Here is a 23,639-nt window from a genome sequence, read left to right as displayed (position 1 = left end):
GGTTAGCCGCCGAAGTCGGTGACGACCTCGACGCCCCGCACGTCGTACTCGTCCATGGCGGCTATCCGGTCCGAGACCTCCGACAGCGACAGTTCGCGGGCGACGAGCGCGCCGGGGTCGATCCCCGTCGCCTCGATCAGCGCGAACAGGTCCGGGTAGCTCGTCGGCGGCATCCCCCGCGACCCGAGGAAGGAGATCTCCCACCGCGTCATCCAGTCCGTCGGCAGCGACACCTCGCCGCGCTCGGCGTCCGTCGTGAGCCCGACCTGGACGTGCGTGCCGCGCGGCCGCAGCGACCGGACGGAGTTACGGCAGGTCTCCGCGATCCCCAGGGCGTCGAGCGAGACGTCTGCGCCGCCGTCGGTGAGCGCGCGGACGCGCTCGGGGACGGAGCTCTCTTCCGGGAGCGACGCCGGGTTCACGGCGGCGTCCGCGCCGAACTCGGTCGCGAGCGCGAGGGCGTCGTCGTCGACGTCGACCGCGACGACGCGCGCGCCGAGCGCCGCGGCGATCTGGACCGCGGAGAGCCCGACGCCCCCGCAGCCGTGGACCGCGACGGCGTCGCCGCCGCCGACGGTCGCGCGCTCCGCGAGCGCGTGATACGCGGTCATGTACCGGCAGCCGAGCGCCGCCGCCGCGGTCGCGTCGAGCCACTCGGGGCGCTCGACGAGGTTGTAGTCGGCCGTCGGGACGGGCACGCGCTCCGCGAACCCGCCCGGCGCCTCCGGCTCGAACCCCAACGCGCGGCCGTCCTCGCACACGTTCCCGGCCCCGCGACGGCAGTACTGGCAGGTACCGTCGCCGAGCGAGAAGGGGACGACAACCCGGTCGCCCGCTCGGAATCGCTCGACCTCGCGGCCGACGGCGACGACCTCGCCGGCCGGCTCGTGACCGAGTATCTGTCCGCGCGACACCCGATCGTCCGCCCACTCGCCGTGGCCGGCCCAGGCGTGCCAGTCGCTGCGGCAGACGCCGCAGGCGTCGACGCGGACGACGGCGCCGTCGGGCTCGGGTTCGGGGTCGGGAACCGTCCGAATCTCGAGCGGTTCGCCGTACTCCCGCAGGATCGCTGCGCGCATGCGACGATCGATCGGCGGACGCGACAAAGTTCTCCCGGCGATCCCGCCCGCTATCGATTATTTCGCGAGCTGGGAACTTTATCTCAGCGTCTGACAAGTGATAGCCGAGTAAGATTTATGCTGGCCGAGTCGCCTCGGTGACACGTGTCGCGACCCATGGAACGGCGCCCCGGGATAGCGTACCGTCGCCCCGAGGGCGACCCGTCCCGGTTGGTGGTCGAGGCGTCCGGGGAGCCGGGGCTCGACGCACCGCAACGGCCGGACGGCGGGTGGCTCGACTGCGTGGTCGACGAGGACTGCGACCGGCTCCGAGAGGCGCTGGAAGCGGGCCCGGTCGACGTCGTGTATCGGGTCGGGCCCCACGGGGAGCCGCAGTGGGTCCACGAGCGCGGGCGGACGACCGAGGGCGGCGACGTGGTCGGATACCTCTTCCTCGCGGACGACCGCGTGGAGCGACGGCGGGGGCTGGAGCGACAGCGGGAACGGCTCGAGGAGTTCGCGAGCGTCGTGAGCCACGACCTCCGGAACCCGCTCTCCGTCGCGGTCGGGAACGTCGAGCTGGCCGACGAGCTCGACGGCGAGGCGTCGAGCGAGCGGTTGGACCGCGCCCTCGACGCGCTCGACCGCATGGACGACCTCGTCGGCGACCTCCTGACGCTGGCCCGGGAGGGGCAGACGGTCCAGTCGACGGAGCCGACCGACCTGCGATCGGTCGTCGAGAGCGCGTGGGGGACCGCCGGCGAACCGGCCGACGCCGCGCTCGTCGTCGACGGGGCGCTCCCGACGGTCCCGTGCGACGCCGACAGGCTCCGACAGGCCCTCAAGAACCTCTTCCGGAACGCGATCGAACACGGCGTGCCCGACGGGGACGAACCGGCGGACGCCGGTATCGACGACGAGTCGGCGCCCGGAGACGGCGTCGCGCCCGGCACGTTCGCGCCGCGTGCGGGACCGGACGCGGACGGCGCCCCGACGGAACCCGACGACGCCGCGGTCCGCGTCCGGGTCGGGCGGACGGACGACGGGTTCTACGTCGCGGACGACGGCCCGGGGATCGACCCCGAGCAGCGGGAGGCCGTCTTCGAGCCGGGCCACACGACGGCGCCCGACGGCACCGGCTTCGGACTGGCGATCGTCGAGCGGATCGCGGAGGCGCACGACTGGACGGTGTCGGTGGCGGAGGGCCGCGAGGGCGGCGCGCGGTTCGAGTTCGTCGTCGGCGATTCGCTCGACGCCCCCGAGGCGAGCGAACGCGACTCTGACCCGAACTCGGCTCCGGTCAGCGGCGGCGGAGAGCGGTAGCCGGCGGCCGCGCCCGACTCACATGAAGTCGGTGAGTCCGGCCTGGTCGTCGTCGTCCTCCTCGTTCGACGCGCCGGTCTCGGCGTCGGATTCCGCGTCCGAGTCGCCTCCGTCGCTTCCGGCAGAAGTCGCCTCGGATCCGCCCCGGTCCGTCTCGTCGGTCGCGGCCGCGTCGCCTTCCTCGCCTTCCCGAGCCGCGCCGTCGAACGCGAAGGCGCCGTCCGCGTGTTCCTCGATCAGCTCGTCGCGCCGTGCCTGCGCGTCCTCGACGATCGACGCCACCTTGTTCGTCGACTCGCCGGAGCCGGTGACGAAGGCGACGGCGGCCTCGTCGAGGTCGTAGGCGGCCGCCATCGCGACGGTCAGCTCGCGGGGCTTACAGTGGTGGGTGACCGCTTGGAGGAACGGCAATACCTCGCGGCGGGCGGTCGCGACGCTACAGCCGCTCGCGGCCGCGACCTTGTCGACGACCTCGTCCGCCGTCGCGTCCGACGACGACCAGAACTGCGGCCGGCCGTACCGCGTCCAGCCGCCCTTCTCGCCGTCGCGGGCCGCCGCGACGCCCGCGGCCGCGTTGTCGGTCGCGTACCGCCAGTAGGTGTAGTTCTGCGTGGCGCGGACCCGGCCGAGCCACACGTCCGCGTTGGCGAGGAAGTCGTACGCGCGGACCGCCTCCGCCGGTTCGTACACGTCGAGGAGGTTGTTCTCGATCCACCGCGTCAGGTCGTCCGGCGTCTCGTCGACGGCGTACGCCGACTGGAGCGCCTCCTCCGCGGACTCCTCTTTCAACACGGCGTCGAGGAACGGGAACAGCCCCAGCGCCTTGTCGCGGTCGCCGGTGACCACGTCCTCGACCGCGATCGAGTCGCGGCCCTGCGTCGCGGCCTGAAGATCGTTGATCGCGCCCCGCAGGTCACCGCGGTTCCCCTCCGCGATCCGCTGGAGCGCGTCGGGTTCGAACTCGATCCCCTCCTTGCGACAGACGTCGCGGAGGACGGGGACGATCGAGCGCGCGGAGACGTCGCGGAACTCGATCTCCTGGGTCGCGTTCCGGAGCCCCCGCGACATGTCGTAGTAGTCGTTGGCGATGAGCACGATGGGCTGGCCCGACTCCTTGACCAGCTCCGTGATCGCGCTCGCGCCGCCGCGGTCGTAGTTGCCGTGGATGTTGTCCGCCTCGTCGAGGATGACGAGCTGGCGCGAGGCGGTGTCGCCGCCGGCCGCCCCGCCGCCGGCCGCGCTCCCGCCGAGGGTGGCGTTGCGCGCGGCCCGCCCCGCGGACCGTTCGATGACGTCGGCGGTGCGCTGGTCGGAGGCGTTGAGCTCGACGGTCTCCCATCCCATGTCGTTCGCGAGCGCGTGCGCCGCGCTCGTCTTCCCGACGCCCGGGCTCCCGTGGAGGACGACCGCCTCGCGGTGGTCGTCCCACGAGCGGGCCCACTCCGCGAACGCGTCGCGGGCCTTGTCGTTGCCGCGCACCTCCGAGAGCGTGCTCGGGCGGTACTTCTCCGTCCAGTCGGCCATTACCGGAGCAAGGAGCGAGCCGCGTTTAGTGGTTGCGGAGCGACCGGCCGAAGGTGGTCAGCGGCTTTGTGAATCGAACCGATCTCGTCTACAGCTTCGGGAAGCGACGCGTCTGTCCGTGTGACTTCCACGCTCTCTGCCCGGAGCTGTGCGTCGAAGCTCGCGTCCGTACCGAGGCAAGATGGGCAACGAGCAAAAACTCGATGACTGTCTTCCACGCGGGGTCGCTCGCGCCCCCCGCTCCCGTCCGCCGAACAGCAGTTCGAAGACGGGCTCGGCGTGGACGTGACCCGCGCTGTCGTTCGAAGCCGATATAAAAACGGTGCGAGACTGTTCAAATCCCCCAGTACAAGCCAGCTACAGCGTGATGACCTGGTCGACGCCGACCTCGCCGAGCGCCTCGTAGAGGTCGGGGAAGCAGCCGACCGTGGCGCCTTCGACGGTGTTCGTCGGCTCGTAGCGGTCGCGGCCGTGTTCGTCGGTGCGGTCGTACTCCGCGAGCCCGCGGCGGGTCGCACACTGGTCACAGAGCATGAGCAGGATCTCCTGCTCGGCGGCGACGTCCGCCAGGCGCTGACCGAGCGGGTCGTCCTCGCGGAGCGCGTACGTGTTGTCGTGGAAGAAGAACATGCCGACCACGTCTGCGCCGTGCGCGCCGGCCTCCAGCTGCGGCAGGATCATGTCCCCGAGCACGTAGTCGATGGTCTGTCCGGCCGTCGCGAAGACGTATGCGACCTTCATACAGCGGGGACGGCGAACGGGGAGATTACGGCGGCGACTCCGGCAGGGTTCCCCGCGGTCTGTGACGCGTCAGACCACGACCGCGCCGAACGGGTACGCCGGCGTGTCGGCGGTCCAGACGGTCCCGTCCGCGACGTCGACGAGCGAGATCCGGTCGTCGTCGTAGTGAGACACGAGGAGCCGGCCGCCGCCCACCGGGGCCGCGACGAGCCCCGGTGCGCTCGTGTCGACGACCGCGCCGTCGAGCGACCGCAGCCGGGCGGCCTCGGCGTCGAGCACCCACCACCGACCGTTCGTCTTGAACAGGTCGACCGGGCGGGAGAACCCCTCGTGAACCGCTTCGAGCGTCAGGTCCGGCGAGAACTCGTGGACCGTCCCGTCGGCTCTCCCCGGGACGAACACGCGATCGGCGGTGACGACGAGGTCGTACGGGTCCGCGCCGACCGCGGCCGCGTTGCGAACGTGGCCGACTCGGGTCGCGGGCGCGTCCGGCTCTTCGCCTCCGTGACCGGCCGGCTCGAAGACGACGATCCGGCTCCCGTCCTGGTCGACGGCGTACCCGCGGTGCCCGTCGGGCGCGAGCGCGACGCCTTGTACCCTCGCCTCCGGACCCGCGTCGACCGTCCCGAGCCGCTCGCGAGTCGCGGTATCGACGACGTCGACGACGCCGTCGCGGCGGCTGCCGCTGTAGAGACGTCGTTCGTCGGGACCGACGGCGAGTTCGTGCGGTTCCGCGCCGACGCCGACCCGGCCAGTGAGTGTCAGTTCCACCGGGTCGATCACCGCGAGCGCGTCGCCGGCCGAACAGGAGACGTACAGGTCGCCGTTCGCGCTCGCGAAGTGCGAGGGGCCCAAGACGCCGGTGTCGACGCGGGTCACCTCGCCGCCGGGGTCGACCGCCGTCACCGATCGCTCGCCCATGGTCGCGACGAGCGTCCGGTCGGCAGTCGTCATCGCGTGGACCGGGTGGCTGCCGACCGGGACCGAACCGAGCGGCTCGCCCGTGGCGAGCGCGAACAGCGCCAAGACGTCCGCGCCCTCGCAGGGGACCGCGACGACGCGACCGGGTGCGTCGCCCGCGTCCCCGTCGATCGGGCCGTCGCGGCTCATCTCATCCAGTACAGGAGAAGTCGCCGCTGTTGTCGTCGCCGCCGACGCTCCCCTCGGTCTCGACCACGACGTTCGTCGCCGTCTCGACCGGGTGTCGCCCCCGGTCGTCCGCGTTCGCCCACTCGCTGAAACCGCCGTCGTAGACGCGGACGTCCTCGAAGCCGATCGCCCGCAGCGTGAGCCACGTCGAGGTCGGGTCCACGTTGTCGTCGCCGTACACGACGACCGTCTCGCTCCGGTCGAGCCCCGCCTCGCCCTCGTACAGCTGGACGAGCCGTCCCGGCTCCGTCATCCGGCGGCCGGAGACGTTCCCCACCCAGTGGACATCGATCGCGCCCGGGATGTGGCCGTGGCGCTCGTGGTCGTCGTTCAGCGCGGCGGAGCCGGCCGCGGCCAGGTACGCCTCTGGCACCCGTACGTCGACCAGCCCGGGGCCGCCGTCGTTGAACGAGCCGACCCGCTCGGCGAGCCACTCGCGAGTGACCCACGCCGACGGCGCGGGGTCGGCCTCGTAGTCAGTCGTCGAGACCTCGCGCCTCGTCCCCGTCCCGAGCCGACCGTTCCAGCCGTCGAGCCCGCCGTTCAACGCCTTGATCGCGCCGGAGTGCCCGATCGCCGCGAGGGCGAACGCGGTCCGGGTGACCCGGGAGCCGACGCTCGCCCCGTACACGAGCACGTCGTCGTCCGGCGCGACGCCGACCGACCCGAACGCGGCCGCGACGGCGTCGGCGTCCGGAACCGCGCCGTCGTCGGTGCTACGCTGACTCGTGATCGCGTCGAAGGGGACGCGGCGGGCGCCGTAGATGCGCTCCTCGCGGAACCGCTCGGCGTTCCGCGCGTCGAGGACGACGGCGTCGTCGCGGTGCTCGGCCGGCCAGCTCGGGCCGACGAAGTGGGCGACGTTGCCCGTCACCGCGTACTCCGCCGCCACGTCGGCCGGCGTCGTGACGCTCAGGCAGCCGGCCGTGCTCGCCGCGCCGGCGACCGTCGCGCCGGCCGCGGCGCGGAGCAGCCCGCGACGCGTCGCGTCGCCGTTTCCGTCGTCGTCGGTCTCCGGGGTTTTTTCGACCATTAGCCGCAGTAACAGTGGTCGTCCATACACCACGACGCCTCCATGTCGCCGAACGTGACGCCGAGCGAGGCGAGCGACGCCTGGAGGCTCGACACCGCGTCGCTCTCGGGGCGAACGGTCCCCGCGGCGGCGCCCGTCGGCGCCTCACCGACGCCGATCGTCGTCGCGACCTCGCGGTTCGCGTGGTCGATCACCGCGACCTGATTGGCGTCCTGGACCGGGACGTACAGCTTCTCGCGGTTCGGTCCCCACGCGCCGGCGATGCTGCTCCCGCCGACGTCGAGCGTCGTCGCGTACTCGTTCGCCTCGAGGTCGATCACGCCGACGCCCTCGCCCGGGATGAACAGGTACGCCGCCGAGTTGTCCGGGGCGACCTCGCTCGTGATCGGCGCGCCCGGGAGCCCCTCGTCGCGGGTGATCTTCGCGATCTCCTCGGGGTTCTCCGGGTCGGAGATGTCCCAGACGCTCTCGGAGCCCTCGCGCGGCACCTCGGGGTCGCCGCCGAGCGTCCCCTCGCCGTTCTCGACGAGGAGCAGCTCGCCGTCGAAGGAGGCCGTGCACATGAACGGGAGGACGTTCCCCTCGGTGACCGGCTCGCCGGCGTCGACCCGAGTCACCGTCTCGAACGGGTCGACGCTCAGCACGCGGATCGCCTCGTCGGCGACGTCGACGACGAACGCGTAGTCGCCGTTCGGGCCGAGCGTCATGTCGCAGGGGCCGACGTAGCCGGTCTCGATCTCGGCGGTCACCTCGCCGAAGGTGTCGCTCTCGCGGTTCGCGTCGACGCGGAAGATCGCGTGGTTCGCGTCCCCTTCGGGCGCCATCCCGGTCGTGCCGCCGGAGGCGATAAGCAGGTGTTCGCCGTCGGGCGTCAGGTTCGGGTAGTTCGGACCGAACCCGGTCTCAATGTACGCCAGCTCCTCGAGGGTGCGCTGGTCGACCGCGCGGACGCCGCCGGCGACGTTGAGCCAGAGCACGTCGTGGTCGGAGTCGACGCCGGTGGTGTACTGGTTGGCCGGGAACGAGGCGGTGGTCCCGAGGAACGCCGAGGTGACCAGCTCGTCGGACTCGGCGTCGATGACGCTCAGCGTCCGGTCCCCGTTGTTGAACACGAACATCGTCGGGACGGCCTCGCCGCCGCCGTCGCCGCCGCCACCGCCGGAACACCCGGCGAGGGCGGCCGTCGCGCCGACGGTCCCGGAGGCCTGAAGCAGGCGCCGCCGGTCGACGCCGTCCGCGAAGGGGTTCCGACGGGCGTCGTTCGCCAGCTCCTCGCCTTTGGCGGGTCGCGGGGACTGCGCCGTCCCCTCCTCGGCGGTGTCGGTCGTCCCGCAGCCGCAGTCATCGCTCATGCCACACCTCAACGGCTTCGCGGCAAAAGCCTCGCCGGCCTGCCGGGTCGTTGCCCCGTGTCCGTCTTCGCGGCAATAATTGCGTCGTCCCGTGATCGAGGGGCGTCGTTACCGTGTCCGGCGTCGTTTTACCCGTGAAGCGGGTACCGAGGAGCAATGATACTCTCGCCGAGCGGCTACATCGGCGTCTCGATCGCGGTCGGTCTCGCCTTCGGAATTCTGCTTCAGAAGGCGCGCTTCTGTTTCGTCAGCGCCTTCCGCGACTTCGTCGCGTTCAAGGACACTCGCGTGCTGAAGGGACTGCTCGCCGGGATCGCCGTGATGACCGTCTTCTGGAGCCTCCAGGCGACGTTCGGCTACTTCCGCGGCTTCTGGACCCCCGCGTGGGGGCTTGGGTCGGTGTTCGGCGGCTTCGTCTTCGGGCTCGGGATGACGCTGGCCGGCGGCTGCGCGTCGGGGACGCTGTACCGCGCGGGACAGGGGTACCTCCAGTTCTGGCTCGTCCTCCTGTTCATGTTCGTCGGCTACGTCCTCTTCGCGTTCGCGTTCCCGGTCGCGGAGACGTACTACTTCCAGACGCTGAACCCGTTCGAGGGGCAGACGCTGTACCTCGCGCTCCCCTTCTCGCCGGCGGTCACGGGCGCGCTCGCGGTCGCCGTGGGGACGGTCGCCTACGCGTTCGTGAAGGGGCGTAGCCAGCTCCCGGACGACCCGTCCGGCGGGACCGGCGTCGCCGCCGACGCACGGGCGCAGGCCGCGCTCGGCGGCTCGCGGCTGCTCTCGTCGGTGGCGATCGGCCTGCGCGGCATCGCCGACGGCACCGTCGAGTACGTGCGCGGCCTCCGCGACGACGACCGCCCGGTGACGGTCCGCCTCCGCGACTCGTGGGACGCCCGGACCGCGGGCGTCGCGATGGCGCTCGTCGCGAGCCTCTGGTTCTCGGTCCACGGCCACTGGGCGATCACCGGCAGCGAGGCGCGCTGGGCCGGCTACCTCCTCGCCGGGGCGGGGTTCGACGTCGCGAGCGTCGAGTACTGGGGGTCGATCCTGTTCCGCGACGGGAACATCTCGCTCACCATCGACATGCTGATGATCGCGTCGCTGATCGTCGGCTCCTTCGTCGCCGCGTACGCCTCCGGCGACTTCCGGATCCGGAAGCCGAAGCTGAACCGCGTGCCGAACTACGCGGTCGGCGGCCTGCTGATGGGCGTCGGCTCGCGGCTCGCCGCCGGCTGCAACATCGCGAACCTCTTCTCCGGGGTCGCGCTGCTGTCCGTCCACTCCTTCCTCGCCGGCGCGGGCATCATCCTCGGAGTCTACGTGATGACCCACTACATGTACCGCGAGGTCGGCTGCGCGATTTAGGTGGAATCCGCGGTCCAGTTCGGACTCCTCGACTGAGCTAGTGACTCACCGGGATTCGGCGGAGTGACCACCACCAGATCGACGTGGAGCTCCTCCAAAGCCCCACCCCGTACCGCTCCGCACAGCGCCTCACGCCTCCCCAGCCTCGTCGGCCTCCCTCCGCTTCGCTCCGGTCGGCCGACTCCCTCGCGCGTGCGACTTCGCGCCCTGTGGGCGCTCGTCGGCACGCGCCACCGCCCCGCCGTATCCAGTATTATGTAAAAATCGACATTACGTGCCCGAGAAATCACTCCGAGGCGAGGGGAACTGCGAGGAAATCTGACCGTCCGCTCAGGCGTCCGCCGACGCGCCGGTCTCCAGCTCGAACGTCCACTCCTGATAGCCGCCGGCCATGCTCGCGACGACCACGTCGTCCTCGACGCCCTCGTAGCTGCTGATCAGCATCGCGGCCTGCTTCGAGGACTCGCCGACGGGGCAGGCGCAGACGACGTCGGTGTCGTCCCAGTCGATGTCGGGGACCCGAGAGGGGAGGTCGCCGAGCGGGACGTTGATCGAGCCGGGAATGTGGCCCTGCTCGTACTCGGACGCCGGTCGCGTGTCGATGACGCGGATGTCGCCCTGCTGGACGCGCTCGTTGACTTCCTCGGGGGTGAGTTCCTCGACCATGGTTACTCCTTCCGCATGAAGATTCGGTAGCGGCCGTTACCGGACTTCCACACCTTGGCGGTCGCGTCCTCGCCGACCGCCTTCGGGACGTTCTCCGTGCTGGGCACGTGGTCCGTCTCCTGAACGAGCACGTCGCCGGGCGAGAGCCCCGCGATCGCCTTCTTCGCCTCGACCTGCGGGTAGGGACAGACCTCGCCGGTCATGTCCTGTACCTCGGTCGCGTCCTCGAAGAGCGCCTCGGCGGTCTCGTCGTCGAGCTCGTCGGGCATCTCGACGACGTCGTCCCACGATAGTTCACTCATGGCCACCCGTACGTCTCCCGTCGTGGAACGGCTTTCGTGACCGGCAGGTTTCTCCCGTATCACGGACGGGCGTCTGCCGCGCACGACCGCGACGTGGCCCGAAACCGCCGTTTTCGTCGGACTCTTATTCGGGAGCGGCGAACGGGAGGTATGACCGGACACGCCGTCGACGAGTCGACGATCTTCGAGACGCCGCTCGTCGAACTCGACCTCGACCTGGAGAGCGACGCGGCGGTGTACGCGAAGGCCGAGTGGTTCAACCTCTACGAGGCGCCCCACGGCGGCGGGTCGATCAAATCGCGGATCGCGAAGGGGATGCTCGACGGCGCGGAGGAGCGCGGGGACCTCGAACCCGGCGTCACCGTGATCGAGCCGACCTCGGGGAACACCGGCAGCGAGGTCGCCCGCCTCGCGGCCGCACGCGGCTACGACGTGGAGATCGTCATGCCCGACAACGCCGCCGGCGGGAAGGTCGAGGCCGTCCGCGACGCCGGCGCCGAGATCCACTTCGTCGACGCCGACCTCGGGTACGACGCCGTCATCGAGCGCTGCGAGGAGATCGTCGCCGCGGACCCCGACGCTTACTACCGGCCGAACCAGTACGAGAACCCGGACAACCCCGGGACCCACGAGCGGACGACCGCGCGCGAGATATACGAGGCCACGGACGGCGGGGTGACCCACTTCGTCGCCGGCGCCGGGACGGGCGGCACGATCACCGGAACGGGCCGGGGGCTGACCGACCTGAGCGACGGGGCCGTCGAGATCGTCGGGTTCGAGCCGGAGGAGCCGCTCCACGCCATCGACGGGCTGAAATACCTCCGCACGGGCGACCACTACCACCCGGAGACGTACGACGAGTCGGTGCTCGACCGGAAGCTGTACGTCACGACCGACGACGCCTACGAGCGGGCCCGGGCGCTCCGCGAGCGGTACGCCGACGAGCCCGTCCCGATCGCGGACGCCGGGCAGTACGACCCGGAGACGGTACGCGAGCACCTCCGCGTCGACGGGCAGTTCGTCGTGGGGACCTCGGCCGGCGCGGGCGCGGCCGCCGTCGCGGCCCTCGACGAGGCCGGCGACCTCGCGGACGACGACGCGGTCGTGTTCATGCTGTGCGACCGCGGCGACAAGTACGCGGACATCCCGCTGTGGGAAGAGTACCTATAAGCGCCGGAGAAGAGCCGAGAAGCGTCGACCGCGTTACCGCCCGCCGCTCGCCGCGGGGATGACCCGCACCTGCGCGTCGTCCGGGACTTCGGCGTCGAGTCCGTCCACCGGTGTCCCGTCCACGTAGACGTTGATGAACTCCTTGATCTCGCCGTCCTCGATCACGCTGTCGCGCAGCTCGTCGCCGTGTTCCGCGGCGTGGTTGTCGAACAGTTCCGCCACCGTCTCGCCGGCGACCTCGACTTTCGAAGTCGCCGACCCGCCGACCAGCGCGGCCGGGAGTTTGATCGTGGCCATACCCTCCCTTCGACGCTCGTCCTCAAAAGGGGCGTGTCGACGGCAACGTCGACCACGGTCTGACACGGTCGCCGGCGGCGTCAGAATGGATTCCCGCGTGTCCGGCCGACGGGTACCCTCTCGACGGCGATGACACCGGCAGGTACGGGAGTTCCGCCGCGGCGACGAGGCGTCACGCGCCGCCCGTGCGTCCGCGACGCACCTCCGAGATGGCGGCAGCACCCACCGGTGGACGGCCGGCTTAACCGTCCGCGGACGTTACGTGCGGCCGAATGAGTGACCTCGACCTCGATCCGACGCAGCTCGACCGCTACTCCAGACACATCATCCTCGACGACGTGGGGCCGGAGGGGCAGAAGGACCTGCTGGACGCGGAGGTGCTGGTCCTCGGCGCCGGCGGGCTCGGCGCGCCGATCATCCAGTACCTCGCCGCCGCCGGCGTCGGCACGCTCGGGATCGCGGACGACGACGAGGTCGAGCTGTCGAACCTCCAGCGACAGGTGATCCACGGCGACGACGACGTGGGCCGGAAGAAGGTCGACTCGGCCGCGGAGTTCGTCGCCGACCTCAACCCCGACGTCGACGTCCGGAAACACGAGATGCGGGTGACACCCGACAACATCGAGGAGCTGATCGACGGGTACGACTTCGTCGTCGACGGCACCGATAACTTCGAGACGCGCTACCTCGTCAACGACGCCTGTACTCTCGCCGGGATCCCCTTCTCGCACGGGTCCATCTTCCGGTTCGAGGGCCAGGTGACGACGTTCGCGGGCGACGACGACTCGCCGTGTTACCGCTGCCTGTTCCCCGAGGCGCCGCCGGCCGGGATGGTCCCGAACTGCGCGACCGCCGGCGTGCTCGGCGTGCTCCCGGGCACCGTCGGCTGCCTCCAGGCGACCGAGACGGTCAAACACATCATGGGCAAAGGCGAGACCCTCGACGGCTCGATGCTGTTCTTCGACGCGCTCGACATGGAGTTCGACAAGGTCGAGATCCCCAAGCAGGACGACTGCCCGGTGTGCGGCGACGACCCCGCCATCGACTCCGTCCACGACGTGGAGTACACCGCCTCCTGTGCGATCGACGTCGGCGGCGACGCCGAACCGGAAATCGAAGCGAGCGACTGAGGCCCGACACTCGGAGCGGTTCCACTTTTCAATTCGACCGCTGACCGCGGTGCGTCGGTGCGTATTTAAAAATGCGCGAGCCGGCGATGGTAATTTGTAAACAGGCGATGCGGTGGCGCGTGCCTGCGAGCGGCCGGAGCGAAGCGGAGGCCGCGAGTCAGCACGCGCGAGGTCGTCGGGCTTCGCCCGACTGCCAGAGGGACCTTCGGTCCCTCGCTGGAGTCAGTCGCCGGAGCGAAGCGGAGGTGACTGACAGGGCGAGAGCGAAGCTCTCGCTTGCAGCCGGACGTAGTCCGGCGACGAGGCTGGGGAGGTGTGAGGTGCTGTGCGGGGCGGGACTCAAAGGGGCAGCTGCGAGGGCGAAGCCCACCGACGTAAGCACCACAGCGAGTGAGCGGAGCGAACGAGCGAGGAGCGCAACGAGGTGCGCGAGTCCTCGCGGCCGGGGCTTTGGAGGTGGTCACCACCGATCCGGAGTCGATGATTTACAAATAGACCTATCACTCGACCCCGTCCTATCGCTCGCTCCGGACCGACACCGTCTCCTGTTCGAACGCGTCCGCGTCGTCGCGCCAGCGCCACGACCCGACGAACGGGTAGCCGTCGAGCGCGCAGATGACGTACGAGCGGTCGGGCCACGTCGCCCGCGCGGCGTCCGTCTCGCTCGGGTGGGTCGGGCCGGTCGGGTGCGAGTGGTAGAAGCCGACCACGTCGAGGCCGGCCTCCTCGACGGTCTCGATCAGCTCGAACTGCTCTTCGGGGTCGATCAGGTACCGGATCTCGGGTGTCTCCGCCACGTTCTCGGCCGCGTACGTCTCCGTCACGACGCTCGGGTCACCGTCGTCGCCGTGTTCGCCGGCGAGCACGCCGCAGATCTCCGCTTCGCCGCCCTCGTACGCCCGGTACACGACCTCGTCGTACGCCGCCCGCGTGAGTTCGATCATGTCGGGAGATGGCGCGACGCCGTCATAAGTCCGTCCGGACCGGCAACGGGCACGGCGCGTCGGAGGTAACGGCAGTTGTCGGGGGTGCGATCAGACACGGACGACCGCGTCCACGTCAAGCACGCCTCGACGACGGAGGCGATCCGGGACTTGGGCTGCGCGCCAGCCGACTCGGACGAGGCGGTAAGGGACTTGGTCGCGAAGACAGGCGAGCCGATAGCCGTCGTTCGGGCGAACATCGAAGAAGACGGTCGAAAGTAACGGGCACCGCCGCGCCGATCGTCCGGGTTAGAACGTGATGATCTCGTAGTCGTCGACGACCGGGCGGCCGTCGAGCGTCCCCCCGACGAGCGCGGGATCGAGACGCTCCCCACGAACGGGCTCGATTTCCGCGACCCGTGCGAAACAGGCTACAGATAGTCGCGTACGAGGAGGTTCAGTTCACGAAAGCCGACCACGTTCGCGGGGGATGGGGCTGTCCGACCTCGGGAAGTCGCCGGCCGCACTCGCGGAACTCGTCGAGAAGGGGATGGCGCCCGAGGAGCGACGCGCCGGACGTACTCTCAAACGCCGAACGTCGTCACGAGGACGATCGCCCCGACGATCCCGAAGACGACGCCGAGCCCGCGCTCCATGAGCCCGCTTGGGACGTGCTTGCCGACGCGGGCGCCTATCGTTCCGCCGACGATTACGCCGGGAATCGACCAGACCACCACGTACCAGACCGGCGTCGCGGCCAGCGCGTGGACGGCGGCCCCGGCGACCGCGGCGATCGCGAGCACGAACACCGACGTGGCGACGGCGACTCGGGGCGGCATCCGACACCGCGCCACGAGCTGGGTCGTCACGATCTCGGGGAGACCGGCGCTGATCAACCCAGTGATCGCCCCGCCGAGCGCCGCGAGCGCGACGCCCGGCGGGCGCCAGCACGTCGGGTAGACGAACCGGCCGCCGTCGCTGGCGTTGACAACGGTGGTACCGCACTCCGCGTTCTTCTTTTCGAGGAACTCGCCTTCGCGCTCGCCGGGTTCGGTCTCCTCGGGGGAGTCGGAGTACAACAGGAACCCGCCGAGCACGAACAGCCCGACGCCGAACCCGCCGCGCAACAGCGTGTCGGGGACGTAATGGGCCGCGAACGAGCCGATCACGATCGCCGGCAGCGCGCCGACCAACAGCCACTTCGCGGTCGCGTAGTCGACGACGCCCTGCTTGACGTACGACCGGAGACCGTTCCCCATCCCGAACACTTCAGTCATCAGGCCCGCGCCGACCGCCTGCGCGGGACCGAGCCCGACGGCCAGCAGGAAGAACGGGCTGAAGAAGAGCGCGCCCGAGACGCCGGCTGCGATGGCGACCATCGAGAACAGTATCGACGCGGGGAACACCCACCAGTGATCGAGGATTCGATCGAGCGACACCGTCGAGAGCAGCGGCAGCGGGTCGACCCCGGTCGCTAGTGCGAGTGCGCCTGGCATCGCTTACTCCGGGTGGTGAGCGCCGTGTCCGACCCACAGCAACAGCAGATGCGTCGCGATCGCGAGCGGGAGCCAGCCGACCGGCAGCGCCGCCGCGACGGGATCGACCGCTCCGACGACGTACGCCGTCGGAAACGCGATCGCCGTCCAGAACGCGGCGCGTCGAACGGTCGCTTCTATTCCGCGACCGACCGCCGATCCGGCCGCCGCGGTACAGCTGCGGACCGGGCGGTCGTCGCGCAGGCATCCCGGGCGAGGACCGTCCGCGTTCGTGTTCGTGCCCACGTCTTACACCGGGAGTAGCGCGATTCCCGCGCCCAGTACGACGCCGTAGACGACGTGGAAGAAGCCGAACGCAGCCATCGTCTTCGGGTCGGGTTCCATCGCGAGGACGATCCGCATCCAGAACGTCATTCCGCCGACCATCAGGACGAGCCCGAAGGCGAGTCCCCACAGGACGCTCCCGACGAGGACGCCGGCGCCGACGGCGAGCCCGAGTGCGGTCGCACCGACCGCGAAGGCGGCCCCCGCGCCGACCCCGTACAGCATGTGGAGCAGCATGCCCTGTTTCATGTACGCCTCGGGCCCCTCGTCGCCGACGTACTTCGCCCAGAGGGCGGCGGTCGGCGGCGGCGAGTCGTCTCCCATCGTCATCATGAACATCGTCATGACGACGGTCGCGATCAGTCCAGCGATCAGTCCGGTGAGTATGCTTACCATGATGTGTAATACGCGCCGGCGAGCCGACGCAGGTTACCTCTAGTAACCCAGATGCGAGACTATCGGATAAAGACGCGCGAACGGACGGGTAACCGAGTTACTGGTCGGTAATGGCTGTCAGCAGTTGCGCTCACAGGTACGACTTCCCGTCCGGCAGTTCGCACTCGTCACCGTGACACCGCGCGGCGTGTTCGACGGCTTCAAGATCCGGTTCGTCGTCGGTCTCCTCGCTTCGCCACGCGTACTGGACGGTGCGGTCCGGATCGACCACGAAGACCGCCGAACGCGCGACCCCGCGGTGGTCGTCGATCGCGTCGGCGCGCACGCCGTACGCCTCGGCGACACGGCCGTCGCTGTCTGAGAGCAGCGGGAAGTCGATGCGATGCTGTTCGGCGAACGCACGGTGACTGTAGACGGTGTCGGTGGAGATCCCGAGGACGACGGTGTTCTCCAGCAGCGACAGCGCCTCGCTGTCCCGCAGCGTACACATCTGGCTGGTACACACCGGGTGGAAGTCGAACGGGTAAAACACCACCACGACCGCCCACCCGTTATCGGCGTACTCGGCGAGGCCATGCGTGTCGATCCGTCCGCCGCCCGCACCCGGGAGTTCGAACGTCGGCGCCGTCTGTCCGGTTTGGAGCATACTTGAATAACGACGGCCGACGGGTATGAGCCTCGGCCGATCGTGCGGAGTGATTACACACACCACATCACGCGTCCGACCACCCGAGCGCCGCCGTCGGAACACGGCCGACCTCGCGCCTGTGTCATGGCACTACACAGTCAGCGGTTATTTATGAATAACCGCGTCATCTCAGGCGTATGACGCTCGCGCTCTCGGTCGAACTGGCGGCAACGATCGCCGTCGTGGTCGGGGTCGCGGGCGCCGTCAACGGGGTCGCAGGGTTCGGATTCGCCGTCGTCGGGACGATGGTACTCGCCGCGACACTCGATCCCGCGACCGCCGTCGCGTTCATGATCGTCCCGATGTTCGCCGTGAATGTCGCACTCGTGGGCGACCTCACCCGCGAGGAGCTGCGAACGTGTGGAACCCGATTCGCGCCGCTGCTCGTCGCCGCGCTGGTCGGCACTCTCCTCGGGATGGCACTCCTCGACCGGCTCCCGGAAGCCCCGCTTCGGATCCTGCTCGGGTTCGTCTCGCTCGGCTTCGTCGCGACGAATCAGCACGCCGTCCCGTTACCGTCTCTCCCTGTCGTGAGCGAGCGGGAGCTCGCCGACACGCCGCTCGTCATGGCGATCGTCGGCGTCGTCTCCGGCGTCCTGTTCGGCGCGACAAACGTCGGAGTCCAGCTCGTCGCGTTCGTGCGGAGCTTCGACCTCTCACACGGGCTGTTCGTCGGGGTCGTCGCGCTCGTGTTCGTCGGCATCAACGGCCTCCGAGTCGGCGCTGCTGGAGCGCTCGGACTGTACCCGGATCTCGGTCTCGTCCTCGCGTCGGTCGCCGCCGCGGTCCCCGCCGTCGCGGGGGTCGCGGTCGGAAAACGCCTCCGCGAGCGCGTGAGCGAACGCCTCCGGCGCGGGGTCGTCCTCGGACTGTTGACGGTCATCGGTGTCCGGCTGATCCTCGGCGGCGCGGGGATCGCCTGAGAGGCGCTCCGACTTCCGGCGGAGGCGACTCGGAGCACTCAGTTACGCAGGGCGGCCAGCGTCCGGTCCCGGACCGCTTGCCGGTCGGGAAGCGGCGGAAGCGTCGCCGAGAGCGCGCCGACGAGTCCGCCCCAGAGGAGGTGACCGACAAGAGAGGCCGGGCTGAGGTTCGGGAGCGGGGTCGCGATCCCCACGACGTTCAACCAGAGGCTCATAACCACCCCTGCCATGACGAACCACAGGAAGAGCCCGTACCCGACCCCCGCGGCGACGCTGGCTCCGAGGGATTCACCGAGCAGCCTGCCGGGCACCTCGGAGCGGACCACGGTGAACACGGTCGCGAACACGGCGCTGTGGAACAGGTGCGCGACCCACCCTACCGACGAGACGGACGCCCCGTACAGCGCGCCGATCACCGGCAGCGTTCCGGTGGTCGCCTGAAAGAACGCGCCCATCGCGACGCCGGCCGCCAGCCCGATGCCGAGCGTCCGCCACAGCGTCCCGCTCGCGAGTCCCGGCGTGTCGCCGGCCGTGCCGGTTCGACCGGTCCGCGGGAGCCGCACCCGGAGGCTCGTCGCTTCGCCGGTGTCGTCGACGCCGATATCTCCGCCGTATCTCGCGACAAGAAGCCGGAGGACCGGGACGCCGTAGTCCACGTCGTTCCGCTCCTGTTCGGGAATCCCCTCGACGAGCACGTCGCGCTCGCGAGCGCTGAGCCACGCTCCGGGGGCCGTGACGGACAGTTCGACGTATCGGTCCCCGACGTCGACGGCGAGGGGATCGGCGCCGGTGTCCGCCCAGTCAGGGAGTGCGACGAGTTCGTCGAGCAGCCGGTCAACGTATCGGTCCGCTCTGATCGTCACCGACGGAACCGCCACCGCCGACGCGTCTCGATCGGTGCGCTCCGCATGCCTCCGGATCGCTTCGTCGAGCCGTATCGGCTCTAGCCCGCTGCCGCCGTCGACGGTGCCGACCGTGAGAAAGCGCGTCTCGTCTACCGCCCGTTCGATCCGCGCGATCGCGTCGGTGATCGCCGTCTTGCTCCGATCGGCGGTCCCTTCGCGCTTCTCGAACAGGATCTCCGAGTGGCCCCGGAGGATCGTGACGGAGTTGCGGACCTCGTGTCTGAGGATCCGATTGAGGAGCCGCGCCTGCTCGATCTGCCGGTCGACCGTGGCCTGCCGTCGGTCCGTCTCCGCGCTGCGGACCCCGACGAGCAGTCCCGCGCCGCCGCCGACGATCCCGACGGCGGCAGCTGTGGCGGTGGCGTCTCCCGACGACGACGCGATCAGCAACGGTCCGAGCACGAGTCCGACCGCAGCGGCGCCGCCGAGGAACCAGCCGAGGACGGTCCGGGTGTACGTCCGGTCTCGGGCGCTGACGGTGAGGTTGATCCCGTACAGGACGACGCCGAATCCGACCGCTAACACCAGTACCGCGCTCATCTCCATCGCGAACCCCCGCTCTGTCACCAACAGGTCGGCGACCGTCCCCCGCGTCAGCGCGAACGCGACGACCGCTATCACGACGCCCTCGAATTTAAATGCGAGACGGTCGTTCGGAGACGGCCGGTCCATACGTTCGATTACTGTCCGTTTGTAAAGAGTTGTACTGGTTGTGTGACTCGACCGCGCTACCTCGTGAGGAGTCGATTCGATCAGGACGGCCGTGCTGTCTGCGTCGATTTCGAGTTCGGATATAGTTACTTATAGTAACCCGATATGAATAGGTAATTTATAACCTCGCGCGAACGGAGGGGTAACCGGGTTACCTGTCGGTATGTCAGGTTTCGTTTTTTCACCTACTTACCAAACGTATCTTTATTTTCGTGGCGACCGTGGACCCGGTATGAGTACCGATTCCGAACCGTTAGAGGTGTGGTGTGCGGGCAGCGAGTGGTGTCCGATCACGACGACCGCGACGCTGATCGGTAAGAAGTGGCATCCCGTCGTCATTCACCGACTCTTGGAGAATGGACCGCTGGGATTCAACGCGCTCAAAGAGGAGGTAGACGGGATCTCAGGGAAGGTCCAGTCGGACGTCCTCGAAGATCTCGAGGAACACGGGTTCATCGACCGGACCGTCGTCAGCGAGAAGCCGTTCCGCGTGGAGTATTCTCTGACGGACCGCGGGCGGTCGCTCGAACCCGTGATCATCGCCATGCGCGACTGGGGGCGAGAACACCTCTCCGCTCCGGAAGACCAGTGAACGACTCGAACGAGTCGGTTATGAACGTGATTTCAGTCCTTCCGAAGGACGCGATCCCGAGCATCGACGACCCGACCTTCGGCGACGAGTACTTCGGTGAGCCCGACGACGAGGTACTCGTCGTCGAGCCGGGCGACAAGGGGGCGCCCGCCCGCGCCTACCCGATTCGGATCCTCAACTACCACGAGGTCATCAACGACGCCGTCGAGACCGCCGACGGCGACGCCGATCCGATCGCCGTCACCTGGTGCCCGATCTGCGGGAGCGGCGTCGTCTACGACGCGGCCGTCGACGGCCGCCGGCTCACCTTCGGCGTCTCGGGGAAGCTGGCCGACGACGACCTCGTGCTGTACGACCGCGAGACCGACTCCGAGTGGAAGCAGTCCACCGGCGAGTGTATCGCGGGCGAACTTGCCGGCGATCGACTCCGCGTTCGGCCGGGGCCGATGACGACGTACGCGGCCTTCCGCGAGGCGCATCCGGACGGGGTCGTACTCCAACCGGAGTCTGAGGGATCGGCCGCCGCGAACGGGTATGACACCTCCGGATACGAGACGTACGAAGAGCGCGAGGCGTTCGGCCTCCGCGGGATGCGTGGCGAGGGCCCGGAGCGCGAATGGAATCGGGATGACCTCGACCCGAAGACGGTCGTTCTCGGCGTGACGCCGGCCGACGGCGGCGCGCTTGGCTTTCCGCGTCCGATCGTTGAGGCGGCCGGCGGCGTCGTGGAGGCAACGGTGGGTGAAGCTGCTGTCGTTGTCCTTGCGACCGACGACGGCCTCCACGCCTTCGAGCAGCCGGAATTCGAACTCCGACTTGAAGACGGCTCGGTCAGCGGTGATGGCGTGACGTGGGCACTCACAACGGGCGAAAGTAACGACGGTCGCCGGCTCCGGCGCGTCGAAACCCGCCGTCTCTACGCGTTTGCGTGGCAGGACGACCATGGACCGCGTTCGTTCTACTCGTTGTGAGCGTATCGCGATGCGTAATCGTCGGACTGTCGCGGGTGGCGCATTTACACGCCATATGTAATATCGGTTAAATCGTAGTTTTTGATAGAGGAATCAGGGGCACACGCTTCCCTCCTCTCCCCCATGACCAATAATCCACCCTCGCTTGGTCATTGTCCTACCTACCCGAATGCGACGATTGAACCGCTCATCGTAGTGGTGTCCGAAAACGGCGCCTGGAGGAACACCGTTTCCGACGGCCTGCTGAAACCGCCTCAGGCGTACGTGTTCTCGAGATAGGCGACGATGTCGTCGCTCTCTGCCAGCCCCTCGATTCCGTGTTCGGGGTCGACGAGCACCGGTACCCCGGACTGACCGCTCACCGATTTCACCTCGAATCGGAGAAACCGAAAGGGGAGTACGTTATGCGGCTCGTATTCCAGATCTAGTTCGTCGAGCTTGTTTTCGACCTTCGCACAGTACGGACAGCCGGGAAGCCGATAGAGTTCCAACATTCGATCTTGGTATAGAGTGATCGCAGCGTTTTAAACAGTCTTGGCGGATGTGAAACGAGTTCGCACGAGCGCTCCGGCTGTCAGAACAAACAGCTCAGAACGGTGTGTTCGACGTTTGTTTTGGAGATCGCTACTCGATACAACAGCTCATCTTCGACGTATCTCTCCGGAACGCCTGACAGGCCTGTTTGAACGCTTCGCTGAACGTCGGGAACGGGTGGACGGTGTCGATGATGTCGCCGACGGTGAGACCGAACTTCACCGCCAGCGTCGCTTCCACGATCATGTCGGCGGCACGGGGGCCGACCGTGTGGACGCCGACGATCTCGTCGGTCTCGTGGTGCTTGACTACTTGAACGAGACCATCGGTGTCCTTGACGGCTTTCGCCCGTGGTACATCCTCCATCTGAACAGTCCGGCACGAATATGTCCCGTGCTCCTCCGTGTGCTCCAGTTCGGTCGTGCCGACAGCAGCGACCTCGGGGCTGGTGAAGACGACTGCGGGAACCGCGTCATAGTCGATGCTGACGGCCTCGTTACCGAACGCGTTCCTGACGGAGTGATTGCCCTCCTTGGCAGCAACTGTCTCGAGTTCAGGCTCGCCGATCACGTCGCCGGCCGCGTAGATGTGGGAATTCGTCGTCTGGAAGTGCTCGTCGACGTGAATCCTTCCGTTGTTGTCCGTTTCCACCCCTACTGATGCGAGACCGATCCCATCGCTGTTGGGCTGGACGCCGGTCGCGACGAACAGCGCGTCGCCAGTGATCGTTCGTTCGGTGCCGTCGACGGCCGTCTCGACGGCGACGCCCGACTGTCTCGTTTTGATTCCACCGGCGGCTGCTGGCGTCCGGACGCGCTGGAAGTCGTTGCCAGTAATTACCTCGATGCCTTCCTCCTCGAACGCGCGCAGCATCTCACGCCCGAGTTGTCCTTCCATCCCGGAGAGGACGTGCTCGGAGCGCTGGAGGATGGTCACGCAGACGCCGACACGGTGGAGGATCTGGCCCCACTCCAGCGCGATGTAGCCGCCGCCGAGTATTACGATACTCTCGGGGAGATCGCGCTCTTCGAGAATCGTCTCGCTCGTGTAGTAGTCGACATCGTCGAGGCCATCGATGGGCGGTGCCCACGGTGAGCTTCCGGTCGCGACGAGGGCCTTTTTTCCGGTGATGCGTGCGCCCTCGTCGGCGCCGTCGACGACCTCGATAGTCGTGTCGTCACCGGACTGCGTCCGGTTGCCCGAGGGACTGCGTCCCTCGCTGTCGACTAACTGGCCGTACCCCTCGTAGATGTCGGTCTCGAAGTGCTCGGCGACATCGACGTAGTTCTCCTGCCGGAACCGTTCGACAAGTGCGTCGGTGCCGTCGAGTGCGTCGGCCCAGTCGACGGTCGGCTCCTCAAGGTATCGAACGGCGTCGAAGGGATTCTCTGCCGCGGCAGCACCGTTCTCAGCGACGGCAAGCAGATGCTTACTCGGGACACAGCCGACGTTCACGCAGGTCCCGCCGATAGGCAGGCCGGTGTTCACCATTGCCGTCGTGAGGTCCCGTCGGCTCGCTTCGGTGATCGCAGCGAAGGCTGCGGCGCCACCGCCGAGAATCACGAGGTCGTAGTTGGGGTCGCTAGTCACGTGTACCGTTACTTTACACCAGGAAGCGTTTATACTTCGGAGTCCAAAGCTATGGAGTGAGTTGGAGGCTACAAAGCTATGGCAGATACCACCGCAGACGCTCCCGCCTGTGATGTTGACGGCACGTGCTACTGTCCGCTCACGGGTGTTATCAGCACACTGAGTCAGAAATACGCGATACAGCTCGTCAGCATCATCGGGGCGCACGATTCGCTTCGCTTCGCGGAGATCGAAGCACACCTTCCGACGGCGAGTACTTCAACCATCTCGAAACGACTCGACGAATTCGAGGAGGCTGGTCTCGTCTCTCGAACCCAGTATAACGAGATCCCGCCTCGCGTCGAGTATGCCCTCACTGAGGACGGTGACGAGCTACGGGCGCGGCTTGAACCGCTCCTGGAGTGGGCAGCGTCGACGGAGTGAGACAAACCGCGTCGGTCGCGGTGCTCACCTGTGTGAATTGATCGCACAAACGC

Annotated in this window: 26 protein-coding genes; 9 read left to right on the top strand and 17 right to left on the bottom strand. The window is 68.5% G+C overall.

Annotated features, from left to right (window positions below; all coding sequences use genetic code 11):
• Window positions 1-2: 2 nt before the first annotated feature.
• Entirely contained in the window at window positions 3-1,079 is a 1,077-nt protein-coding gene (locus tag EXE42_RS03555; RefSeq protein WP_137705907.1) for a zinc-dependent alcohol dehydrogenase family protein, read from the bottom strand.
• Between the two features lie 156 nt (window positions 1,080-1,235).
• Between EXE42_RS03555 and EXE42_RS03550 the strand changes: the two genes are divergently transcribed.
• Window positions 1,236-2,381 carry a HAMP domain-containing sensor histidine kinase gene (locus tag EXE42_RS03550; protein WP_241988321.1) on the top strand — a complete coding sequence of 382 codons (1,146 nt, stop codon included), beginning with the start codon at window positions 1,236-1,238 and terminating at the stop codon, window positions 2,379-2,381.
• A gap of 18 nt (window positions 2,382-2,399) precedes the next feature.
• Here EXE42_RS03550 and EXE42_RS03545 read toward each other — a convergent pair whose 3' ends face one another.
• From EXE42_RS03545 to EXE42_RS03525, 5 genes are all read right to left on the bottom strand, one after another.
• Window positions 2,400-3,905 (bottom strand): replication factor C large subunit, encoded by a 1,506-nt coding sequence (locus EXE42_RS03545; RefSeq protein WP_137705905.1) that lies wholly within the window; start codon window positions 3,903-3,905, stop codon window positions 2,400-2,402.
• A 357-nt stretch (window positions 3,906-4,262) separates the two neighbouring features.
• The gene (locus EXE42_RS03540) at window positions 4,263-4,646 is read right to left on the bottom strand and encodes a SaoD/DsrE family protein (protein WP_092923537.1); all 384 of its coding nucleotides are present in this window, start codon (window positions 4,644-4,646) and stop codon (window positions 4,263-4,265) included.
• 69 nt (window positions 4,647-4,715) lie between these two features.
• Window positions 4,716-5,756, bottom strand: coding sequence for a YncE family protein (locus EXE42_RS03535; protein ID WP_137705904.1), 1,041 nt, complete (start codon window positions 5,754-5,756; stop codon window positions 4,716-4,718).
• Window position 5,757: 1 nt separating this feature from the next.
• A complete protein-coding gene (locus EXE42_RS03530) occupies window positions 5,758-6,828 on the bottom strand; it encodes a sulfurtransferase (RefSeq protein WP_137705903.1) in 1,071 nt (356 codons plus the stop codon).
• Entirely contained in the window at window positions 6,828-8,180 is a 1,353-nt protein-coding gene (locus EXE42_RS03525; RefSeq protein WP_092923528.1) for a hypothetical protein, read from the bottom strand. Before EXE42_RS03525 ends, EXE42_RS03530 begins: the two co-directional genes overlap by 1 nt.
• A gap of 156 nt (window positions 8,181-8,336) precedes the next feature.
• On the opposite strand from EXE42_RS03525, the gene EXE42_RS03520 reads away from it, so the two are divergent.
• Window positions 8,337-9,545, top strand: coding sequence for a YeeE/YedE family protein (locus tag EXE42_RS03520; protein WP_137694625.1), 1,209 nt, complete (start codon window positions 8,337-8,339; stop codon window positions 9,543-9,545).
• Window positions 9,546-9,875: 330 nt separating this feature from the next.
• Here EXE42_RS03520 and EXE42_RS03515 read toward each other — a convergent pair whose 3' ends face one another.
• The gene (locus EXE42_RS03515) at window positions 9,876-10,211 is read right to left on the bottom strand and encodes a rhodanese-like domain-containing protein (RefSeq protein WP_137705902.1); all 336 of its coding nucleotides are present in this window, start codon (window positions 10,209-10,211) and stop codon (window positions 9,876-9,878) included.
• A gap of 2 nt (window positions 10,212-10,213) precedes the next feature.
• Window positions 10,214-10,513, bottom strand: a complete 300-nt coding sequence (locus EXE42_RS03510; RefSeq protein ID WP_092923519.1) for a sulfurtransferase TusA family protein — start codon at window positions 10,511-10,513, stop codon at window positions 10,214-10,216.
• Between the two features lie 150 nt (window positions 10,514-10,663).
• On the opposite strand from EXE42_RS03510, the gene EXE42_RS03505 reads away from it, so the two are divergent.
• On the top strand, window positions 10,664-11,683 hold the full coding sequence (locus EXE42_RS03505) for a PLP-dependent cysteine synthase family protein (protein ID WP_092923516.1): 1,020 nt from the start codon (window positions 10,664-10,666) through the stop codon (window positions 11,681-11,683).
• A gap of 33 nt (window positions 11,684-11,716) precedes the next feature.
• On the opposite strand, the gene EXE42_RS03500 is transcribed toward EXE42_RS03505, so the two are convergent.
• Window positions 11,717-11,980, bottom strand: a complete 264-nt coding sequence (locus EXE42_RS03500) for a MoaD/ThiS family protein (protein WP_137694690.1) — start codon at window positions 11,978-11,980, stop codon at window positions 11,717-11,719.
• 272 nt (window positions 11,981-12,252) lie between these two features.
• Here EXE42_RS03500 and EXE42_RS03495 point away from each other — a divergent pair, with 272 nt between their 5' ends.
• Window positions 12,253-13,110, top strand: a complete 858-nt coding sequence (locus EXE42_RS03495; RefSeq protein ID WP_092923510.1) for a molybdopterin-synthase adenylyltransferase MoeB — start codon at window positions 12,253-12,255, stop codon at window positions 13,108-13,110.
• Between the two features lie 515 nt (window positions 13,111-13,625).
• Here EXE42_RS03495 and EXE42_RS03490 read toward each other — a convergent pair.
• Window positions 13,626-14,054 (bottom strand): desampylase, encoded by a 429-nt coding sequence (locus EXE42_RS03490; protein ID WP_092923507.1) that lies wholly within the window; start codon window positions 14,052-14,054, stop codon window positions 13,626-13,628.
• A gap of 84 nt (window positions 14,055-14,138) precedes the next feature.
• Here EXE42_RS03490 and EXE42_RS18490 point away from each other — a divergent pair, with 84 nt between their 5' ends.
• Window positions 14,139-14,315, top strand: coding sequence for a hypothetical protein (locus EXE42_RS18490; RefSeq protein ID WP_158293689.1), 177 nt, complete (start codon window positions 14,139-14,141; stop codon window positions 14,313-14,315).
• Window positions 14,316-14,617: 302 nt separating this feature from the next.
• Here the strand turns inward: EXE42_RS18490 and EXE42_RS03485 are convergent, their stop codons facing one another.
• From EXE42_RS03485 to EXE42_RS03470, 4 genes are all read right to left on the bottom strand, one after another.
• The gene (locus EXE42_RS03485) at window positions 14,618-15,529 is read right to left on the bottom strand and encodes a sulfite exporter TauE/SafE family protein (protein WP_137705901.1); all 912 of its coding nucleotides are present in this window, start codon (window positions 15,527-15,529) and stop codon (window positions 14,618-14,620) included.
• A gap of 3 nt (window positions 15,530-15,532) precedes the next feature.
• Window positions 15,533-15,814 carry a hypothetical protein gene (locus EXE42_RS03480; protein WP_092923499.1) on the bottom strand — a complete coding sequence of 94 codons (282 nt, stop codon included), beginning with the start codon at window positions 15,812-15,814 and terminating at the stop codon, window positions 15,533-15,535.
• Between the two features lie 3 nt (window positions 15,815-15,817).
• On the bottom strand, window positions 15,818-16,249 hold the full coding sequence (locus tag EXE42_RS03475) for a hypothetical protein (protein WP_241988320.1): 432 nt from the start codon (window positions 16,247-16,249) through the stop codon (window positions 15,818-15,820).
• Window positions 16,250-16,379: 130 nt separating this feature from the next.
• On the bottom strand, window positions 16,380-16,895 hold the full coding sequence (locus EXE42_RS03470) for a redoxin domain-containing protein (RefSeq protein WP_137694693.1): 516 nt from the start codon (window positions 16,893-16,895) through the stop codon (window positions 16,380-16,382).
• A 179-nt stretch (window positions 16,896-17,074) separates the two neighbouring features.
• Here EXE42_RS03470 and EXE42_RS03465 point away from each other — a divergent pair, with 179 nt between their 5' ends.
• Window positions 17,075-17,860: a TSUP family transporter gene (locus EXE42_RS03465; protein ID WP_137705900.1), complete on the top strand. Its 786-nt coding sequence runs from the start codon at window positions 17,075-17,077 to the stop codon at window positions 17,858-17,860.
• Between the two features lie 38 nt (window positions 17,861-17,898).
• On the opposite strand, the gene EXE42_RS03460 is transcribed toward EXE42_RS03465, so the two are convergent.
• A complete protein-coding gene (locus tag EXE42_RS03460; RefSeq protein WP_137694695.1) occupies window positions 17,899-19,437 on the bottom strand; it encodes a histidine kinase in 1,539 nt (512 codons plus the stop codon).
• Window positions 19,438-19,708: 271 nt separating this feature from the next.
• Here EXE42_RS03460 and EXE42_RS03455 point away from each other — a divergent pair, with 271 nt between their 5' ends.
• Window positions 19,709-20,068 (top strand): helix-turn-helix domain-containing protein, encoded by a 360-nt coding sequence (locus tag EXE42_RS03455; protein WP_092923483.1) that lies wholly within the window; start codon window positions 19,709-19,711, stop codon window positions 20,066-20,068.
• Between the two features lie 20 nt (window positions 20,069-20,088).
• Window positions 20,089-21,039: a DUF3179 domain-containing (seleno)protein gene (locus EXE42_RS03450; protein ID WP_092923855.1), complete on the top strand. Its 951-nt coding sequence runs from the start codon at window positions 20,089-20,091 to the stop codon at window positions 21,037-21,039.
• 254 nt (window positions 21,040-21,293) lie between these two features.
• Here EXE42_RS03450 and EXE42_RS03445 read toward each other — a convergent pair whose 3' ends face one another.
• On the bottom strand, window positions 21,294-21,533 hold the full coding sequence (locus EXE42_RS03445; RefSeq protein ID WP_092923481.1) for a glutathione S-transferase N-terminal domain-containing protein: 240 nt from the start codon (window positions 21,531-21,533) through the stop codon (window positions 21,294-21,296).
• Between the two features lie 130 nt (window positions 21,534-21,663).
• Window positions 21,664-23,163, bottom strand: a complete 1,500-nt coding sequence (gene merA, locus EXE42_RS03440; protein ID WP_137705899.1) for a mercury(II) reductase — start codon at window positions 23,161-23,163, stop codon at window positions 21,664-21,666.
• Between the two features lie 78 nt (window positions 23,164-23,241).
• Here merA and EXE42_RS03435 point away from each other — a divergent pair, with 78 nt between their 5' ends.
• Window positions 23,242-23,586 carry a helix-turn-helix domain-containing protein gene (locus EXE42_RS03435; protein WP_137705898.1) on the top strand — a complete coding sequence of 115 codons (345 nt, stop codon included), beginning with the start codon at window positions 23,242-23,244 and terminating at the stop codon, window positions 23,584-23,586.
• The last annotated feature ends 53 nt before the right edge of the window (window positions 23,587-23,639 follow it).

The organism is Halorubrum sp. SP3, from assembly GCF_005435195.1.
Lineage (GTDB): Archaea > Halobacteriota > Halobacteria > Halobacteriales > Haloferacaceae > Halorubrum > Halorubrum sodomense.
The sequence above is the reverse complement of the archived record's forward strand: the minus strand, read 5'-3'. Positions and strand labels throughout refer to the sequence as shown.

Excerpts from the sequence above, each read along its gene's own strand:
- EXE42_RS03555 (WP_137705907.1), bottom strand. The coding sequence starts at position 1,079 with ATGCGCGCAGCGATCCTGCGGGAGTACGGCGAACCGCTCGAGATTCGG.
- EXE42_RS03550 (WP_241988321.1), top strand. The coding sequence starts at position 1,236 with ATGGAACGGCGCCCCGGGATAGCGTACCGTCGCCCCGAGGGCGACCCG.
- EXE42_RS03545 (WP_137705905.1), bottom strand. The coding sequence starts at position 3,905 with ATGGCCGACTGGACGGAGAAGTACCGCCCGAGCACGCTCTCGGAGGTG.
- EXE42_RS03540 (WP_092923537.1), bottom strand. The coding sequence starts at position 4,646 with ATGAAGGTCGCATACGTCTTCGCGACGGCCGGACAGACCATCGACTAC.
- EXE42_RS03535 (WP_137705904.1), bottom strand. The coding sequence starts at position 5,756 with ATGAGCCGCGACGGCCCGATCGACGGGGACGCGGGCGACGCACCCGGT.
- EXE42_RS03530 (WP_137705903.1), bottom strand. The coding sequence starts at position 6,828 with ATGGTCGAAAAAACCCCGGAGACCGACGACGACGGAAACGGCGACGCG.
- EXE42_RS03525 (WP_092923528.1), bottom strand. The coding sequence starts at position 8,180 with ATGAGCGATGACTGCGGCTGCGGGACGACCGACACCGCCGAGGAGGGG.
- EXE42_RS03520 (WP_137694625.1), top strand. The coding sequence starts at position 8,337 with ATGATACTCTCGCCGAGCGGCTACATCGGCGTCTCGATCGCGGTCGGT.
- EXE42_RS03515 (WP_137705902.1), bottom strand. The coding sequence starts at position 10,211 with ATGGTCGAGGAACTCACCCCCGAGGAAGTCAACGAGCGCGTCCAGCAG.
- EXE42_RS03510 (WP_092923519.1), bottom strand. The coding sequence starts at position 10,513 with ATGAGTGAACTATCGTGGGACGACGTCGTCGAGATGCCCGACGAGCTC.
- EXE42_RS03505 (WP_092923516.1), top strand. The coding sequence starts at position 10,664 with ATGACCGGACACGCCGTCGACGAGTCGACGATCTTCGAGACGCCGCTC.
- EXE42_RS03500 (WP_137694690.1), bottom strand. The coding sequence starts at position 11,980 with ATGGCCACGATCAAACTCCCGGCCGCGCTGGTCGGCGGGTCGGCGACT.
- EXE42_RS03495 (WP_092923510.1), top strand. The coding sequence starts at position 12,253 with ATGAGTGACCTCGACCTCGATCCGACGCAGCTCGACCGCTACTCCAGA.
- EXE42_RS03490 (WP_092923507.1), bottom strand. The coding sequence starts at position 14,054 with ATGATCGAACTCACGCGGGCGGCGTACGACGAGGTCGTGTACCGGGCG.
- EXE42_RS03485 (WP_137705901.1), bottom strand. The coding sequence starts at position 15,529 with ATGCCAGGCGCACTCGCACTAGCGACCGGGGTCGACCCGCTGCCGCTG.
- EXE42_RS03475 (WP_241988320.1), bottom strand. The coding sequence starts at position 16,249 with ATGGTAAGCATACTCACCGGACTGATCGCTGGACTGATCGCGACCGTC.
- EXE42_RS03470 (WP_137694693.1), bottom strand. The coding sequence starts at position 16,895 with ATGCTCCAAACCGGACAGACGGCGCCGACGTTCGAACTCCCGGGTGCG.
- EXE42_RS03465 (WP_137705900.1), top strand. The coding sequence starts at position 17,075 with ATGACGCTCGCGCTCTCGGTCGAACTGGCGGCAACGATCGCCGTCGTG.
- EXE42_RS03460 (WP_137694695.1), bottom strand. The coding sequence starts at position 19,437 with ATGGACCGGCCGTCTCCGAACGACCGTCTCGCATTTAAATTCGAGGGC.
- EXE42_RS03455 (WP_092923483.1), top strand. The coding sequence starts at position 19,709 with ATGAGTACCGATTCCGAACCGTTAGAGGTGTGGTGTGCGGGCAGCGAG.
- EXE42_RS03450 (WP_092923855.1), top strand. The coding sequence starts at position 20,089 with ATGAACGTGATTTCAGTCCTTCCGAAGGACGCGATCCCGAGCATCGAC.
- EXE42_RS03445 (WP_092923481.1), bottom strand. The coding sequence starts at position 21,533 with ATGTTGGAACTCTATCGGCTTCCCGGCTGTCCGTACTGTGCGAAGGTC.
- EXE42_RS03435 (WP_137705898.1), top strand. The coding sequence starts at position 23,242 with ATGGCAGATACCACCGCAGACGCTCCCGCCTGTGATGTTGACGGCACG.